Below are 16,351 nucleotides of genomic sequence, written 5' to 3' on the forward strand. Positions count from 1 at the left end.
TAAATAAATTTTATCTGCATTCAAAGCTGCTCGCGTTGTTTTCGTCGCCACCCACGTAGATAGCGACTTTTGGATACGCGCAGATCGGGATCTGCTTACCGGCGCGACTCGTGCTTTTGCCTAGCAGGCTAGATGGAGCCGTTCCCTGCTCGCGCCACGCTTCAAGCGCGCTTAGCGGATCGACGTCATCGATGCCGTTACCGCCGCCGCAGTGATTCATCCCTGGCAAGGCAAAAAATCGCGCAAATTCGTCCGCATTCGCGCTCGTTTCCACTAGCTTTTTGAACCAATCGCGCTGATCCATCGCCGAAAACACGGGATCGGAAACGCCCGTTACGATAATGAGCTTACCGCCGTTAGCGCGGAAGCTATCAAGCTTGGTCGAAATCGCATCGTTTATCGCCGCGGTCTCGAACGTTCGCTCTACGTCCTTATCAAAATCAAAGCCCATCAGATCAAACTCCGGTTGCGGCGGCGTCAAGAAATAATAATTCATCGAACCCTTTGAGAGCACGATATTTCTAGCATTTGGCTCGGCGCTTTGCGAGTCGCCAAGCTTCCACATGCGCCAGCCAGGCTGATTTACCCCGGCATCGTAAAACCAGCCGCTGTAAATTTGCTCGCCCTTACTATTTTTTGCGCCCTCAAATATCGCCTTTATCGCAGAAATTTTATCTTTGGGCAGATCAAGTCCGCTAGGATCAAACTCGCAATGCTCCCAAGCGCCGATGATTCCGTCTTTTAGGCCGTCTAGCGCATCGCATTTATCCAGAACCGCCCTGCTTAGCTTATCCAAATCCTCCTGCGTAAGGGCGTTTGCAAAAATTTTATCCCCCGCGGCGTTTTTAGGCGCGATCTTCATAAGCTGTCGGTTATCCCACTGCTCCGCGATCGCCGCGCGCGAAAGTCTAAAGCCTGGATTTGCCGCGATTACGCCGTCAAATTCCAGCGGATACCTCTGCGCCGCCATCAGAGCTGAGCGCCCGCCGTTTGAGCAGCCCATAAAGTAGCTGTGCGCGGGCGCTTTTTTATACGCCGAAAAAACCAGCTGCTTTGAGACGCTCGCGACCTTGCCGATGGCCTGATACGCATAATCTAACCGCGCCTGTTGCTCAAGTCCAAACTCGGGCGTAGGCGTAGGGTGTCCCGAATCGGTCGTGACGACCGCATAGCCTCTCATAAGCGCGGGCGTTGCGGTGCTAGTGCGGATAGATACGGCGCCAAGAGCCGGTGCTACAAAGCCGTCCAAACCGCCTCCGCCCTGAAATAGAAGCTTGCCGTTCCAGTCGCCCGGCAAGCGCAGCTCAAATTTTATGCCGTAATGCTTGCCGTCCGAGCCCGTGCGGGAGGCTATCTCGCCGTGAATTATACAGTGAGGCGCGGCTTTTAGCGTCTTTTTGGCGCCTCCCGTTAGCGCAGACATCTTATCGGCGCCGATTTCGCCGCTTTGATTCCAGATCGCTTCACTGATCTTTGTATCGTAAATTTTCGTGCCCTTTAGCGCTGCGCAAGCTCGCTCGTCAAAATCGCTCGCAAGCGCTCCTTGTAAGCCCAAAGCAGCCGTAAAGGTTGCAACTAAAATTTTATATTTCATTGCCGCTCCTTTTGCAATTTTATTAATCGTAATTCTAACATAAAAATTTATCGTGAATTTCAAGCGTATTTGAGAAATTATGGAATTTCTCGCGGAGCCATGCGGAATTTCAAATTTTAATTAAAAGGACGAAGCGTTTGGGCGATCCGCAGAATCTGGTTCGTCGATTAAGCGATTTCATAAATCGCAACGAAATACTTCGATCGCCCAGAACCAAACCGCGTGCCCGAAAAATTCCGAAACGTGCTCATACCACGGAAGCTGGAAAAGCGGCGGCGTAAGTCCTAAAAGCGGTAGCGTGATGCAATGCACCGCGATATTTACGACGATACCGAACGCGACGCCCTGAAATAGCGTAATTTTAGGAAATTTCTCGGCAGCAACGCAATAAAACACAGCAAAGCAGACCGAAAAGATGATGTGCGTTAGCATGATTGAGTTAAACGCGTGACCTGCGAAGGTGTAAATCGCGGCATTTGGGTCGCTAAGCCCAATATAATCGCGCAAAAAGACATAGGGTGGATTTAAGAAATTTCGCGAGCAGTCGATCGTGTCTGCGGAACGGATGAGTTTCTCAGCGCCGCATGCCGCCTCGAACATATCCTGCGGCGAACGCGGAGGTAGCGGCACTTCGCCGCCCCATTTTACGAATGCGCCGATGATGCCTGCAGGGATACCAAAAGCGCCATTAGACCGAAGTGAGTTTGTGTTTTTTGCATGATAGCTCCTTGTGTGATTTGTAAAACGTCGCAATGATAGTATAAATTCCTTTAAATAAAAATGAGTAATTTGAAATCTGTTATAAAAATTCTAGCGATGTTTGACTTAAATTTAATAGACGAAATTTGCTCGCGAAATCTCGCTTTTTCGCGCCTTCGCCTGTCTAAATTTTATCCGCTATAGATCTTTGCTGAAGCAAAATTTTAAATTCCAAAGGTGCGTGCTTAATTTTAAATTCTGCTGTTGTCGCGGAGCATTAAATTTCGCGCGTGCCCTTAAAGCTTGCACGGTAAAAAATCAGCAGCGCGGCGGCTAACGCGGCAAAGCCGCAAAATAGCCCTTGGTAGCTTAAATATTCAAGCGCCTTGCCACCTACGGCAGTACCGATACCACCTCCGAAAAATATCGCCGTGCCTATGATCCCAGAGGATAGACCTTTGGCGGAGCCACAACGAAGCGCTGCACTTGCTAGGACGGACTGCGCGCAAACATAGCCAAATCCCAGCAAAAACGTCCCTACATATGCAGTGACGGCGAAGCAACTCGCCAAAAGGCACAGCGCCGAAGCGGACGCCAAAAAGCCGAGGGATAGAATTTCTTTTGGCGGCAACTTCTCTTTTAAATATCTAGCAGCGTTTCCTGCCAAAAAGCAAGCGACGCCGTAAAGCATAAGGCAGGCTCCGGCAAAATTTGAGCTCAAGCCCAGCTTTTTAAGTAGATAAGCTCCTATGAACGAGTACGCCCCGAGCACAATTACGCCGTTACATAAAGCCAAAAAATAGCTTCTCAAAAGCGCAGCATCGCCGCGCAAGCTAGCTAGGGATTTTACGAAACTTTCGCCTCCGCTTTTCGAAGTCTCTTTGAAATTTAGCGTAAATAGTGATACGAAAGATACCGCAGACAGCGCAGAAAAGGCTAAAAATATCTCCCTCCAAGAAAATCTGGCCACCGCCCATCCGCCTAAAGCCGCACTCAGCCCCTGCCCTAAAAATACCGAGCCCAGAAATATCGCTACGATTTTTTGTCTATCCTTCTCGTCATATGCATCGCCTATAACGCCGAGGCAGACGGCGATTATACCCGCCGCCGCGCATCCCGTGCAAAAGCGAAATAAAACAAGCCACGCTAGACTTTTTGCAGTGGAGCAAAGAAGCGTAAATATCGCCAAAAAGAGCATTAGCAGAATTAAAATTTTACCTCTGCCGTAGCGATCGCTAAGATGTCCGTAAACCGGCTGAAGTAAGCCATATGGGATCAGATATGCCGTCAAAACTGTGGAGGCGGCGCTTACCTGCACCCCAAACGTATCTGCGATGCTAGGCAGCAGTAGCGATGCGATCCAGTTATCTGCGGCAGAGATTATCCCTGAGGCGATGATTAAGAGTAGTAGTCCTTTTTTGCGGCGCATTTTAAATTCCTAAATTTATGTAATTTTAGCCATTATAACTCTTTTGCTAGAAAATTTGGAATTTTAGCAAGCCCTGCAAATATGAGGCGATAGGCATAGATCGCAAGTTCGCAACGGGGACACAATGCCGCGGCAAGTACAATGCAATGGTCGGTATACAATGATGCGTCTACCTTGAGCAACGTGAGCAGTGAATGAATGACTAGTTTATATTTATAATCCACTTTTTTCGCGCATAAAGACCTATAAGAAATAACGCAAATTTAACAATGCCACGAAGCAGAGCTATAACATAAGGCAAATAAAGAAGGCCCTAACTTGCAACGCGAACTCTACAATAAAATTCAAAAATTCTTTAAAATTCTACGCGGATTATGATGCCTAAAAATCAACTAAAATTTTAAGTGCGTATATCCCCGTAGCGCACGTTTTTTTAGCCACGTAATCTCATCGTTTATCACAAGTCGCGACGAACCGTTTGGACGATCTCGTGCCGCTAGATTAAATTTAATTAGTAGCGGAGTTTTGAAATTTTACGAATGCGGGGATTTCAACGAGCGCTTAAAATTTTAATCCGGGACGATGATTTTGATTTCGTTCGCGCAAGATCCGCTAAAGTCTGCGCCGAAGGGATCTTGGACCGTAAAATAATGATCTATCGCGCCGCATCCGTGCCCGATCTGTTCACCCCAGCCAAGCGCCATGTGCACGAAGCCCTTGGCATGGGCGACGGCTGCGGGCAGGCTAAGTCCCACCGCCAGCGCGCATGCGATCGCACTTGAGAGCGTGCAGCCCGTGCCGTGGGTATTACGCGTAGCAATTTTAGGCGCATAAAACTCATAAAATTTGCCGTTTTCATACAAAATATCAACCGCCAAATTTCTCAAATCCGCGCCCTCGCTATTTGATTCAAAACCTATATCTAAAGACACTGCGGATAAATTTTGTTCAAAAGAGGGCTCCGCGCTCGCCGTTAAATTTTTGCTTTCGCTAGTAAAATTTTCACTCGCGAAATTTGCGCGCTCCGTCAAACCCGCAGAATTTTTTAGTGCCCCGTTTTCGCCCGTCTCGTGCCCAAAAGCTTTAAAATTTTGCGCCGCTCCCGCCGTGCCGCAAGCCATGCTCGCACCCGCAAGATCGCCGCCTTTAATCAAAATCGCGCCGCTAAAAAATTGCGAAATTTTAACCGCAGCGGCGCGCATATCGGCTAAACTTGAAATTTTCATCTCCGCCAAGACCTCCGCCTCGCGCACGTTGGGCGTGATGATCTCTGCGGCGGGGGCGAGCTTGTATTTTAGCGCATGCAGCGCGCTTTGTTTCATCAAAACTCCGCCGCTGGTGGCGACCATCACGGGATCTAGGACGACGTTTTTCGCGCCGTGTTTGCTCAGGCTCTTTGCGATGGCCTCGGCAACCCTCTCATTGGAGATCATTCCGATTTTAACGGCGTCCGGAAAGATGTCGCTAAAAATCGCATCGAGCTGCGCCTCTACAAAATCTGGCGAAACGTCCAGCACCCCGAATACGCCGCGCGAATTTTGCGCCGTAAGCGCCGTAATAGCGCTCATAGCAAACATCTTATGTGCGCTTATCGTCTTGATATCGGCTTGGATGCCGGCACCGCCGCCGCTATCAGAACCCGCGATAGTAAGAATTCTTTTCATAAAAAGCCTTTAAAATTTTAGCGCGATTATATCGAAATTCCGCTATAATTGCCCAGATAGATTATTTTACGGGCTAAATTTAAGTTTTATTTATATAGTTTTATTATAATTTATAATTTATTCGTAATAACTATTACAAATACAAAATTTTAACCCAAATAGAGGAAACTACATGAAAAAAGTCGCTAGTTTGATTTTCGCAGCATTTTTGGTTTCGGGTTGCTCCTATTTTGAAAAAAAGGAGAAAAACGGCGCAAAGCAAAGCGGCGAGGCTCCCGCACTGCCGGTAGGCGTATTTACCGCCAAATCCGCCGACGTGCCGATAATTTTGAAATTTAACGGACAGACCGTGAGCGAGCTTGAGATAATGCTAAAGCCGCAGGTTTCGGGCACTATCGAAAAGCAGCTTTTTGAACCTGGGCACAGCGTCAAAAAGGACGATGTGCTCTACGAGATCGACCGCTCGCGCTACCAAGCGGCGTTTGACAGCGCAAACGCTAATCTGCAAAACGCCTCGGCGGACTACAAAAGAGCCAAAGCGCTAAAAGCTAGCAACACGATCTCTCAAAAGGACTTCGACACCGCAAAAGCCGCATTTATGGTAGCCGAAGCAAATTTTAAAAGCGCCAAGATCGATTTTGATCACTCACTCGTGACTGCGCCTTTTGACGGCATGGCGGGCGATACGCAAAAGGACGTGGGCGCGTACGTAAACGTGGGCGAGGATCTGGTGCGTCTTAGCAAATTTGATCCGATCGACGTGGAATTCGGCATCGCGGACGTCGATAGGCTGGAGCTTGATGCAAATTTAAGAAACGGGCAGTGGAAGCAGCTGGGTCGTCAGGTAAGCATAAATCTCGGCGGCAAGGACTACAATGGCACGCTAAGTTTCATCGATAGTGTCATCAATACAAACACAGCGTCAGTCAGCGCCAAAGCTCAAATTCCAAATCCAAGCTTGGAAATTCGCCCGGGCGTTTTTACTAAAGTAAGCGTCGATGGCTTTTATCAGAAAAACGGCTTTAAAATTCCGCAAGTTGCGCTCAAGCAAGATCTTAGCAACACCATAGTCTACGTCGTGCAAGACGGAAAGGTCGCTAAAAAGGTGGTCAAAATTTCGGCGCAAGATACCCGTACGGCGACGATCTCAAGCGGACTGCAAGACGGCGATCAGATCATTTTGGATAATTTTAAAAAGATCAACGTAGGCTCCAAGGTCACTCCCGTACCCGCAAGCACCGATCCCTACGTAGCGGGGCAGCCGAACGAGCAACCGTCTCAGAGCAATGCAGAAAGCGGGAAATAATGTTTTCTAAATTTTTCATCAACCGCCCCGTTTTTGCCTGCGTCGTTTCGATCATCATCGTAATCGCGGGCGTTTTGGCTCTTAAAAATTCCTCCGTCGAGGAGTATCCGCAACTCACGCCGCCGCAAATCGTCGTTAGCGCTACATATAGCGGCGCGGACGCGCAAACGATCGCCGATGTCGTCGCAGCCCCTCTTGAAAACGCGATCAACGGCGTTGAAAATATGATCTATATGGAAAGTTCGGCAAGCTCCTCCGGTGATGTTCGTATCAACGTATATTTTCAAATCGGCACAAATCCAGCAGATGCGAAAGTCAATGTAAACAACCGCGTCACGCCAGCTCTTACTCTACTTCCCGATGAAGTGCGCCGCTATGGCGTAACCGTCACCGAGCGCAGCAGCACGATGCTGGAAGTGCTTGCGTTTTACGATCCTAGCGAGCAGATGGATGTCGTAGAGATGCAAAACTACGTAGCTATCAACGTCGTAGATGAGCTAAAGCGCGTGCCGGGCGTCGGCGAGGCTCAGGCACTGGGTACGAAAGACTATGCGATGAGGATCTGGGTTAAGCCCGAGCTGCTTAAGAAATTTAACGTTACGACCGCCGAGATAATCGCCGCAATAAGCGAGCAAAATAGCCAATATGCCGCAGGAAAGATGGGCGAGCAGCCGATGAACTTAGGCAATCCCTACGTCTATGCGATCAAGCCTGAGGGTCGTTTAAAAACCGTCGAAGAGTTTGAAAATATAATCATACGCGCGCAAAAAGATGGGAATTTCTTGCGCGTAAAAGATGTCGCCGAGGTCAAACTTGGCGGCGCAAGCTACAATATCTCGGCGAAATTTAACGGTAAAGAGATGGTACCTGTGCTTATCTTTATGCAAAGCGGCGCCAACGCCCTAGCCGTAGTTGAAGCGGTAAATAAGCGCATAGACGAGCTTAAACCAAATTTCCCAGGCGAGCTGACCTACGACGTCGCCTACGATACGACTAGCTTCGTAAAAGTATCGATCGAAGAGGTTATTCATACCTTCATTGAAGCGTTAATTCTCGTCATCATCGTTATGTATATGTTCTTAGGCAATCTTAGAGCGACAATCATTCCGACGCTTGCTGCGCCCGTATCGATCTGCGGCGCGTTTATCGGAATTTACGCCTTCGGATTTTCTATAAATTTAATCACCCTTTTTGCGCTTATTTTAGCTATCGGCATCGTCGTGGACGACGCGATCATCGTGATCGAAAACGTAGAGAGAATTTTGCACGAAGAGCCCGAGCTTAGCGTCAAAGAAGCCACCACGAAGGCGATGGGCGAGATCGTAGCGCCCGTCATCTCGATCGTGCTCGTGCTCTCAGCGGTTTTCGTACCGGTTGCGTTTATGGAGGGTTTTACCGGGGTTATGCAGAGACAATTTGCATTAACGCTCGTAGCCTCGGTATGTTTTTCAGGCTTCGTAGCCCTTACGCTAACGCCCGCACTTTGCGCCCTGATATTGCAAAAAAAGGAATCCGAGCCTTTTTTCTTTATAAGATGGTTTAATAATCTTTTTAACGTCTCAACTAAAATTTACGCCGCAGGCGTCGGCATGGTTTTGCGCCATGTGCTAATCAGTCTCGTTTTTGTGGGCATCATCATCTATGCAATGATAGAGCTTCTTAAGCTTACTCCGAGCGGCCTGGTGCCTAACGAAGACAAAGGCTCGATTATGGCGATGACTACGCTTCCGTCTGCATCTACGCTGCCCAGGACGGAAGCCGATCAGGATTTCATCGCAAGCATCGCTAAAAAGTATCCAAACGTAAAAGATATAACCCAAATCACGGGATACGATATGCTAGCCGGAGCGCTTAGAGAAAATGCGGGAGCTTTTTTTATGAAGCTAAAAGACTGGAAAGATCGCCCCGGCGATGAAAATTCCAACTTCGCCTTAGCTGCCGCGCTAAACGGGCAGCTCTACGGCGCCGATCGCAACTCGATGACCTACGTCGTCACGCCACCGCCTATCATGGGGCTTTCACTTACGGGCGGATTTGAGCTCTACGCGCAAAGCACGACGGGCAAGAGCTACGATGAAATTCGCGCAGATATGGATCGCGTAACTGCCAAAGCTAATCAACACCCCGCTTTAAAGCTCGTGCGAACGACGCTGGATACCGATTTCCCGCAGTATAAGCTCTATCTCGATAAAGAGAAGATAAAGATGCTAGGCGTTAAGATAGCCGACATTTTCACCGTGCTAAATTCCACCATCGGGCAGTATTACATCAACGACTTTAACCTCTTGGGGCGCACGTTTAAGGTCTATATCCGCGCTACGCAAAACTACAGAGACGATCCTAATGATCTAAAATCGCTCTACGTCCGCAGCGGCAGCGGCGATCTGATCGCGTTAAATTCTTTAGTAAGGCTTGAGCGCTCGCTGGGTCCTGATTCCGTTAATAGATTTAATGCCTTCCCGGCAGCGCAGATTATGGGTGAGCCAAACACGGGCTACACCTCGGGTCAGGCGATTGCAGCGATCCAAGAAGTCATAAAAGAGGAGCTTCCTAGCGGATATTCGATCGGCTGGGCTGGCTCTGCATATCAAGAGGTCAGCGAGACGGGTAAGGGCGCGCAGGCATTTGTATTTGGAATGATCTTTGTGTTTCTGATCCTGGCGGCTCAATACGAAAGGTGGCTCATGCCGCTTGCCGTGCTTACCGCCGTGCCGTTTTCGGTATTCGGCGCGCTCGTATTTACATATTTCCGCGGGCTGAATAACGACATATATTTTCAGATCGGACTTTTACTTCTAATCGGTCTGGCGGCGAAAAATGCGATTTTGATCGTGGAATTTGCGATGAACGAGCACCTAAACAACCACCGACCGATCGCGGAAGCTGCCGTAGAAGCCGCCAGAATGAGGTTCCGCCCTATCGTTATGACGAGCCTTGCGTTCGGACTCGGCGTGCTTCCGATGGTTATCGCTACCGGCGCGGGCGCTGCTAGCCGCCACGCGCTAGGAACCGGCGTCGTAGGCGGAATGCTCGCGGCATCTACTATCGCGATCTTTTTCGTGCCGCTATTTTTCTACCTGCTCGAAAGCTTCAACGCTTGGCTTGATAGACGCGGCAAAAAAGTCCAAACTAACGAGGTGAACGATGAAAATAAATAATGCTCTTTTAAGCGCCTTGACGCTTGGAATTTTACTCTGCGGTTGTAACTTCAAGCCCGTCACGCCGCAAAAGCAGGCTGGTTTTAAGGCGGATTACGCGAGCACGAACGTTAGCACGCAGTGGTGGAAAAGCTTTAACGACCCGCAGCTAAATGCGCTGATCCAAAGCGCGCTGGAGCAAAATTCTGACCTGCAAACCGCGCTAAATAATGTCGAGTACGCGCGCGTAAATTTAGGGCTAAATAAGCTCGAATACCTACCGAACGTAAATTTAAGCGGCAGCGCGGTGCGTCAGAATAATTTCGGCAACCAACCCGATCGCAACTCCCACGGCTCATATCAGATCGGCGCCGTGCTAAGCTACGAGGTCGATTTTTGGGGGCGCGTGCGCAACAGCGTAGATTCGGCGCGATCGCGATTTAATGCGACGAAATACGACTACGAAACCGCTAAAAATACGATTACTAGCACGGTTGCGACGACCTATTTTACGCTACTAGCACTAAAGCAGCAGGAGAAAATTTTAAAAGATAGCTTAAAAAGCTATCAAGATACGCAAAACTACCGCAAAAAGCAGCTCGATGCGGGCGCGGTTAGCGAGATCGTATTTTATCAGGCCAAAGCTGCGGTGCAAAGCGCCGAGGCAAGCCTCATAAGTGTGCAAAATCAGCTCTCCGCAGCGCAGACCTCGCTAAATATCCTAACGGGCAAGAGCTACGATGAAATTTTACGCGGCGCGCCGCAGACCGCTGCGAAAATGCCTAGCGCGCCGCAGATCCCAAGCGGAATCCCAAGCGACGTGATCCTGCACCGCCCCGACGTCGCAAGCTCGCTCGAAAATCTGCGCTCGAGCAACTTCTTAGTAGGCGTCGCCAAGGCAGGCTACTTCCCTACCTTCTCGCTTACCGGCTCGGCAGGATATGCAAGCGGCGAGTTTGACAGGCTGTTTACCGCAAGCGCAAGCACGTGGAGCATCGGCGGCTCGCTCGTAGGGCCTCTGCTTGACTTCGGCCGCCAAAAAAGGCGCGTAGAGCTTGCAAATTTAGAGCAAAACGCGAGCTTCATCGCATACGACAAAGCTCTTAAAACCGCTTTCGGCGACGTTCGCGACGCGCTTGTCGGCGTGCAAAACGCAAAATTAAGGCAGGTAAGCCTCGCCGATCTCGTCGCTTCGCAGAGTAAAATTTATTCAAACGCCTCAAGCAGGTATCAGGCGGGCTACAGCGATCATCTGGAGTTTTTGGATTCGCAGCGAAACCTGCTTAGCGCACAGCTGAATAAGACGCAGGCCGATCTTGACGTGCTAAGCGCGACGGTAAACGCCTACAAGGCGCTCGGCGGCGGCTTTAGCATCGAGGATAGCGAAATAAAGGCGCTTATCGGCGCAGATAAGGACGTGCAGCCCGATATGTCCGCCTTCCCGAAGGATAGAATTTTTAATTAGCTTTAAATTTACGGGCGGCGCGAAATTTTAAAATACCCGTAAATTTAAAGCGCAGCTCGGTTTTTACGGCGCAAGCGGATCGTTTAAAAAATCTGCTTGCGCTTTTTAAATTTAGCGCTACGGCGGACGGCAGGTCTAAATTTAAAAAGTAATCCAAATTTTAAAATAGCGGCAGCAAGGTAAAATCGCCGTTCGGCTAAGAAGCGCAAAGCGGCCTGGCTTAGTGGCGCGGCAGAATTCCAAGCGCCGCGGTAAAATTTTTAAGCAGCACGGCGAAATTCCAAGCAGCGCGATAAAATTCCAAGCGTTGCGTTTTAAATTCAAAGGCGAAACGGGTTGCGCGCCGAAACGGAATTTGGCAAAATTTTAGATTTTCGCTATAATCGCGACTTTTAATTTAGATGGGTGTCCGAGCGGTTGAAGGAGCACGCCTGGAACGCGTGTAAAGTGCAAGCTTTCGAGGGTTCGAATCCCTTCCCATCTGCCACTATCTTAAAATTTCATCCCCGCAAAACTTCAAAATTTCGCTTTCCACTCGGCGCAAATTTTATAAATTTAAAGCCAAAATTCCACCCTCGCCGTAAATCCTACGATCAAAGACAAAATTTCCTCCGCCAAAATCAAACCCAAAGCCGTCTAAATTTTATCTCTGCGCCCGCCATTTACCGATATTGCGCTAAAATTCCTTTTAAATTTTACTTTGAAGGAGAGAAAATGAGTAAAGAAAAAAGTTGCGCCTGTGCGCACGCAAAATCCCAAAACGTAACCGACGCGCCCGGCAACAACACCGTATTTATGACCTGGCGCTTTAGCGCAAACAAAAATGCCTGCAAAAAGGCTTTCGAGGGTCTTTGCGCTCTGGTGATAAATTTAAACAAAACCGCCGTTACGAGATTCGGCGCGGCTAGCGAAACAAGCTGCGTGCTGGGCGTGGGCTTTGAGGCTTGGAAAATGCTAGACCTGCCGAAGCCTTTGCCGAAGGAGCTAAAAAATTTTGAAGAGATTAGAGGTGATAAGCACACTGCGCCCGCTACCGGCGGCGATATTCATATCCACATCAGAGCCGCAAATCAGGCCGTTTGCTACGATATGGCAAGCGAGATCAGAGCCGCGCTAAAGGATGTTGCGACGTGCGAGGAGGAGATCTGCGGCTTTAAATACTACGACGGGCGCGCTATCATCGGCTTTGTGGACGGCACCGAAAATCCGCAAGGCGCAGATCGCGACTTTTTCGCCAAGGTAGGTGACGAGGATGCCGCGTACAAGGGCGGCAGCTATCTTTTTACGCAAAAATATATCCACGATATGAGCGCGTGGAACGCCGCGGGCGTCGCAGAGCAGGAGCGCGTCATCGGGCGTAGTAAACAAAACGACATCGAGATGAGCGAGGAGATTAAGCCTAGCAACTCTCACTCCGCCGCCGCCAACGTCGGTGACGATAAAAAGGTCGTGCGCGGCAATATGCCGTTTATGCAAGACGGCGAGGCGGGAACCTACTTCATCGCCTACGCAAGCACCTTTAGCACGCTGGAGCTGATGCTTGAGAGTATGTTTATCGGCCGCCCGCGAGGCAACTACGACCGCCTACTGGATTTCAGCACCGCAAAGACGGGCGCGCTCTTTTTCGCTCCGACCTTCGATATGCTCGAGGCTTATGATGCGGGCTAAATTTAAATCACTTTAAATTTAAAGGTACGCGATGTTTTGCGATCTAAGCCCGTATCAGAGCAGGCGCTGTAAAGAGATCATAGAAAATAGAGCCGAAAACAGCGAAAATATCAGCGGCTTGCTGGAGTTTATAAGTGCTAAATTTAAGGTTCGTCCTATCAGCGCGTTTTACGGCGCGGGCAGGGACTCGGCGTGGCTTAAGATCGTGCTTCGCTTCGATAAAGATGCCGCAAAAATTACTGATAAAAAGTGTATCGAGCACTACCTTGCCCGCACGCCGCTTTTCGAGAAACTAAACGGACTTAAGAGCTTTTATATCTCGGTCGAGTCCTTCGAGTCGCAGATCCGCACCGATCTGATCCAAGGCGCGGTAGAGGAGCTGCTGCGAAACCGAAACGAGCTTTTAGCGCCGCTTAAAATTTGGTATATCGCAGCGGTGTCCGACGCGCCCGTAGTTTTTTATTTCACGAGGCAGGATGCGGCGCGCCACGAAGGAGGCGGAAAGATAGAGCGGCTGATAAGAAATTTTATAGAGAAAGCGCAGGACGCTAAATATCTGAGTCACATGGAATTTAAGCTGTTTTTTGACAGCAAGGAGTCCGTGGATCTTGAGTACGGCGGAAATTTGTTCTATTATTTTAAATAAAATTTTGCAAAGGAGCGAAAATGGATGCGAAGCTTTACAGAAGGTAACGCAGCTCTCGCGAGGGCTTGAGGAGGGCGGCGTGCAGAGTCTAAAAGCAGCGCTAGAGGGCGAAGGCGACGAGGTTAGCAAGACGCAAGCTCGCGTGATCTTAGGCGAATACTTCGTGATGAAGGGCCAGCCCGCGCAGGCTAGGGAGTATCTAGGGCCCGTGGCGCAAGACGCCGAGCGACTGCGAGATCAATACGATGACCTGCTGGATGATGAAATCTGCAGAGCCGATATGCTTTTGGATATGATCGAGCGCTTCGGGTTTTTGGCGGAGTAAAACGGCTCGCGATATGCGGCGGAAGAGATAAAATTTTAAGATCGGAGCGAAATGCCGAAATATTCATTTGAAACCATAGAGAAAATGCTGCTAAAATGCGTAGCCGAGGGCGGCGAGCCCGAGCTTAGCTTTCGCCTGCGCGGCGCGCAATACTTGATCATCGCCTATGCGGATCGCTGCTCGTTTCAAAGATGCGCGGACGAATCCGGCGCAAACGCGAGCGACGAGCGGTATTTCGCCACGTTGCGAGAGCTCTACGCCGCGCCGCAGATAGACGGGTGCTCGCTAGAGGAGCTTTGGAGCGAGGCGGATGATTTTTATTGCTTTGATTTTGAACTATAAGACCTCGAAATTTTATTCAGCGGTGCGGTAAGCGCACGCGGTGCCGATACGCAGTACGAACAAATTTTAACGAAATAAAATTTTGAAAGGACGCAGACAGGCTCTGCTTGGGATTGCATCGCTAGAGCGTGCGGCGAGGTCGACAAATTTAGTGCGAGATTTGAAGGTCATGAGATGGCGATGGACGCGCCAAGCCTAGGCGGGCTGCGGCTTTATGCGAGCGCGTGGCTTTTGCAGGAGGGCATTAAATTTTTTCAGCAAGGAAGCCCGAGGCGGTAAAATGCGACTGAGCATCCGCCTGCTTGCCTACCGAGCAACACAACTTAAATTTAAACCTCAGTGCCGATCTTGGCAGGATAGGTCAAATTTTAGCAGTGATTGCGGCGATACTCGCGCCGCGACCTTACAACATCTGAGACTAGCGTGCATAAGTTTCATCTAATTGATGTAAGTTAGGCGCGGGCTTGAATTGAAGTAGATTCAATGGCGGCAGTGCGGACACAGAAATGTCGCCGCAAGGTTTAAATTTAAAATGCAAAAAAAGCGGCGGCGCGGACGAAAGCGCGCTGCGAGATCTAAAATTTAACCGAAGCGGCACTGAGAGCGAGTAAATTTTAATTAGCGAGCGCGCTACAGCGTGCTTTATGCCGGAGAGTTCGCGGTTTTTAGTGTTTGCCAAATGCACGTCTGATAAAATGCAGCTTGCAAAAATTGCAGCTGCGGTGTTATTTTCTAGCCTAGCGACAATAAATTCCGTAGTAATACAGCTCGCAAAGGTGCTGCGGCCGGCGGACATCGACCTTAAAACTTAGAGCCATCGGGCTGATCGTCCTTATCGGGCTTAGTTCCAGCCAGCGGGCATGAGTCTCGAAACCTGCGAGCGAGTGCAAGGAAGTCGTACAATTTCTATCTTCCAAATGCGACTTGCCCGCAATTTTGATCTTGTCAATTTTATGTAAAAAGCTTCTAGGCAGATGTCCGCGCGCTGTTTGACGATAAAATTTAAACGTAAAAGCAAAATTAATCTCCGCAAAACGCCCAAGCCGCTAGCGACGAATTTTAAAACGGGAGCAAAAAATTTAATGAAAAATTTTAACGATGAGCCGCAAAAGTCGCAAAAGCTGCAGCAGTCGCAGCCTAGGCAAGATGCCGAGCACCGAAATCCGCCGCAAATTGACAATAAATCCCTCGTCGTCAAAGACTACAACATCGTGGTATTCTTTATTTATAACTATTCTTCGCTCCCTTGGCGGTACCGGTGTTTCTGTATATAGGGGATATTTTCCCACACTATACGCCGTTTGTTCCTGTAGTATTCGCCGTCGTGTCTTATCTCAACAGCGCCCATACGCATTTTGTTCATTTGACGAACAGGAGCATCAACTGCGTCAATAAAGGCAAAATCACGAAATCTATAAAATTTGATGAGATATCGCTCATAAAGCTCACCGCCACGCCGCTATTCGGACATATAGTGCCCGCTAGAAATTCCGCAGGCATTGTGCTTTCGTTCATCGTGATAGGCGTCGCGTTTGCCGGATTTTTACAAAGCCTTAGAGGATTTATAATTTTTATTATGAGCGCAGCGGCATTGATTTTGCCGTTTTTCGCCTCTAAGCTGATTTTTTCAAAGATCACGGAGGGAAAATTTAGCTTCCGTGCGATCGATACTTTGATCATCTATGACGGCAAGGGCGGATTTTATCAGTTTTATGATGAGCGGAGCGGACTTTGAAAGGGTTTGCCGCTACATGTTGAAAGAGCGGCGGATTAGCCCGTCAAAATTTCAAAAGCAGTTTGTGATATTTCAATGAAATGGCTTATTAGGCGATATCGGCGTTAAAATTTAAAAAGTCGTTTCGGCTCCTTAAATTGGTTGCAAGTTAAATTTGTGCGTAAATTTTATAATTTCGCGTGCGTTAAAAGTTTACGGCTTGCACGTTAAATCATACGATGCACACGCTAAAATTTTACAGCGCACGGTACGAAATTTTAAGGAGCACGGCGTGAAATTTAAAATTCCGCAAAATGCCCTAAATTTTAAAAAATTTCACGAAATTTTGCGGAGCCCTGAAA

The 16,351-nt window shown here is 49.0% G+C and carries 13 protein-coding genes and 1 tRNA gene; 9 read left to right on the forward strand and 5 right to left on the reverse strand.

Annotated elements, in window-relative coordinates:
- Positions 1-10: 10 nt before the first annotated feature.
- The 4 genes from Q0460_RS07700 to thiD all read right to left on the reverse strand — a co-directional run bounded on the left by Q0460_RS07700 (position 11) and on the right by thiD (position 5,386).
- Positions 11-1,594, reverse strand: coding sequence for a tannase/feruloyl esterase family alpha/beta hydrolase (locus Q0460_RS07700; RefSeq protein WP_299086215.1), 1,584 nt, complete (start codon positions 1,592-1,594; stop codon positions 11-13).
- A 177-nt stretch (positions 1,595-1,771) separates the two neighbouring features.
- The gene (locus Q0460_RS07705; protein WP_299086216.1) at positions 1,772-2,347 is read right to left on the reverse strand and encodes a DUF1440 domain-containing protein; all 576 of its coding nucleotides are present in this window, start codon (positions 2,345-2,347) and stop codon (positions 1,772-1,774) included.
- Between the two features lie 223 nt (positions 2,348-2,570).
- Positions 2,571-3,722 carry an MFS transporter gene (locus Q0460_RS07710; protein WP_299086217.1) on the reverse strand — a complete coding sequence of 384 codons (1,152 nt, stop codon included), beginning with the start codon at positions 3,720-3,722 and terminating at the stop codon, positions 2,571-2,573.
- 569 nt (positions 3,723-4,291) lie between these two features.
- Positions 4,292-5,386, reverse strand: a complete 1,095-nt coding sequence (thiD, locus tag Q0460_RS07715) for a bifunctional hydroxymethylpyrimidine kinase/phosphomethylpyrimidine kinase (RefSeq protein WP_299086218.1) — start codon at positions 5,384-5,386, stop codon at positions 4,292-4,294.
- Positions 5,387-5,558: 172 nt separating this feature from the next.
- Here thiD and Q0460_RS07720 point away from each other — a divergent pair, with 172 nt between their 5' ends.
- The 8 genes from Q0460_RS07720 (at position 5,559) to Q0460_RS07755 (ending at position 14,275) form a co-directional block, all read left to right on the forward strand.
- Positions 5,559-6,692 carry an efflux RND transporter periplasmic adaptor subunit gene (locus Q0460_RS07720; protein ID WP_299086219.1) on the forward strand — a complete coding sequence of 378 codons (1,134 nt, stop codon included), beginning with the start codon at positions 5,559-5,561 and terminating at the stop codon, positions 6,690-6,692.
- Positions 6,692-9,850 (forward strand): efflux RND transporter permease subunit, encoded by a 3,159-nt coding sequence (locus tag Q0460_RS07725; protein WP_299086220.1) that lies wholly within the window; start codon positions 6,692-6,694, stop codon positions 9,848-9,850. Before Q0460_RS07720 ends, Q0460_RS07725 begins: the two co-directional genes overlap by 1 nt.
- A complete protein-coding gene (locus Q0460_RS07730) occupies positions 9,837-11,294 on the forward strand; it encodes an efflux transporter outer membrane subunit (protein WP_299086221.1) in 1,458 nt (485 codons plus the stop codon). Before Q0460_RS07725 ends, Q0460_RS07730 begins: the two co-directional genes overlap by 14 nt.
- A gap of 399 nt (positions 11,295-11,693) precedes the next feature.
- A tRNA-Ser gene (locus Q0460_RS07735) sits at positions 11,694-11,781 on the forward strand.
- A 227-nt stretch (positions 11,782-12,008) separates the two neighbouring features.
- Positions 12,009-12,962: a Dyp-type peroxidase gene (locus Q0460_RS07740; protein WP_299086222.1), complete on the forward strand. Its 954-nt coding sequence runs from the start codon at positions 12,009-12,011 to the stop codon at positions 12,960-12,962.
- A gap of 31 nt (positions 12,963-12,993) precedes the next feature.
- On the forward strand, positions 12,994-13,608 hold the full coding sequence (locus tag Q0460_RS07745; RefSeq protein ID WP_299086223.1) for a hypothetical protein: 615 nt from the start codon (positions 12,994-12,996) through the stop codon (positions 13,606-13,608).
- Positions 13,571-13,933 carry a hypothetical protein gene (locus tag Q0460_RS07750; protein ID WP_299086224.1) on the forward strand — a complete coding sequence of 121 codons (363 nt, stop codon included), beginning with the start codon at positions 13,571-13,573 and terminating at the stop codon, positions 13,931-13,933. Before Q0460_RS07745 ends, Q0460_RS07750 begins: the two co-directional genes overlap by 38 nt.
- 51 nt (positions 13,934-13,984) lie before the next feature.
- Positions 13,985-14,275 carry a hypothetical protein gene (locus Q0460_RS07755; protein WP_299086225.1) on the forward strand — a complete coding sequence of 97 codons (291 nt, stop codon included), beginning with the start codon at positions 13,985-13,987 and terminating at the stop codon, positions 14,273-14,275.
- A 737-nt stretch (positions 14,276-15,012) separates the two neighbouring features.
- On the opposite strand, the gene Q0460_RS07760 is transcribed toward Q0460_RS07755, so the two are convergent.
- Positions 15,013-15,192 (reverse strand): hypothetical protein, encoded by a 180-nt coding sequence (locus Q0460_RS07760; protein WP_297943609.1) that lies wholly within the window; start codon positions 15,190-15,192, stop codon positions 15,013-15,015.
- A 341-nt stretch (positions 15,193-15,533) separates the two neighbouring features.
- On the opposite strand from Q0460_RS07760, the gene Q0460_RS07765 reads away from it, so the two are divergent.
- A complete protein-coding gene (locus Q0460_RS07765; RefSeq protein WP_299086226.1) occupies positions 15,534-16,010 on the forward strand; it encodes a hypothetical protein in 477 nt (158 codons plus the stop codon).
- Positions 16,011-16,351: the final 341 nt, after the last annotated feature.

Origin of the sequence: uncultured Campylobacter sp., assembly GCF_937980635.1 — a bacterium.
Lineage (GTDB): Bacteria > Campylobacterota > Campylobacteria > Campylobacterales > Campylobacteraceae > Campylobacter_B.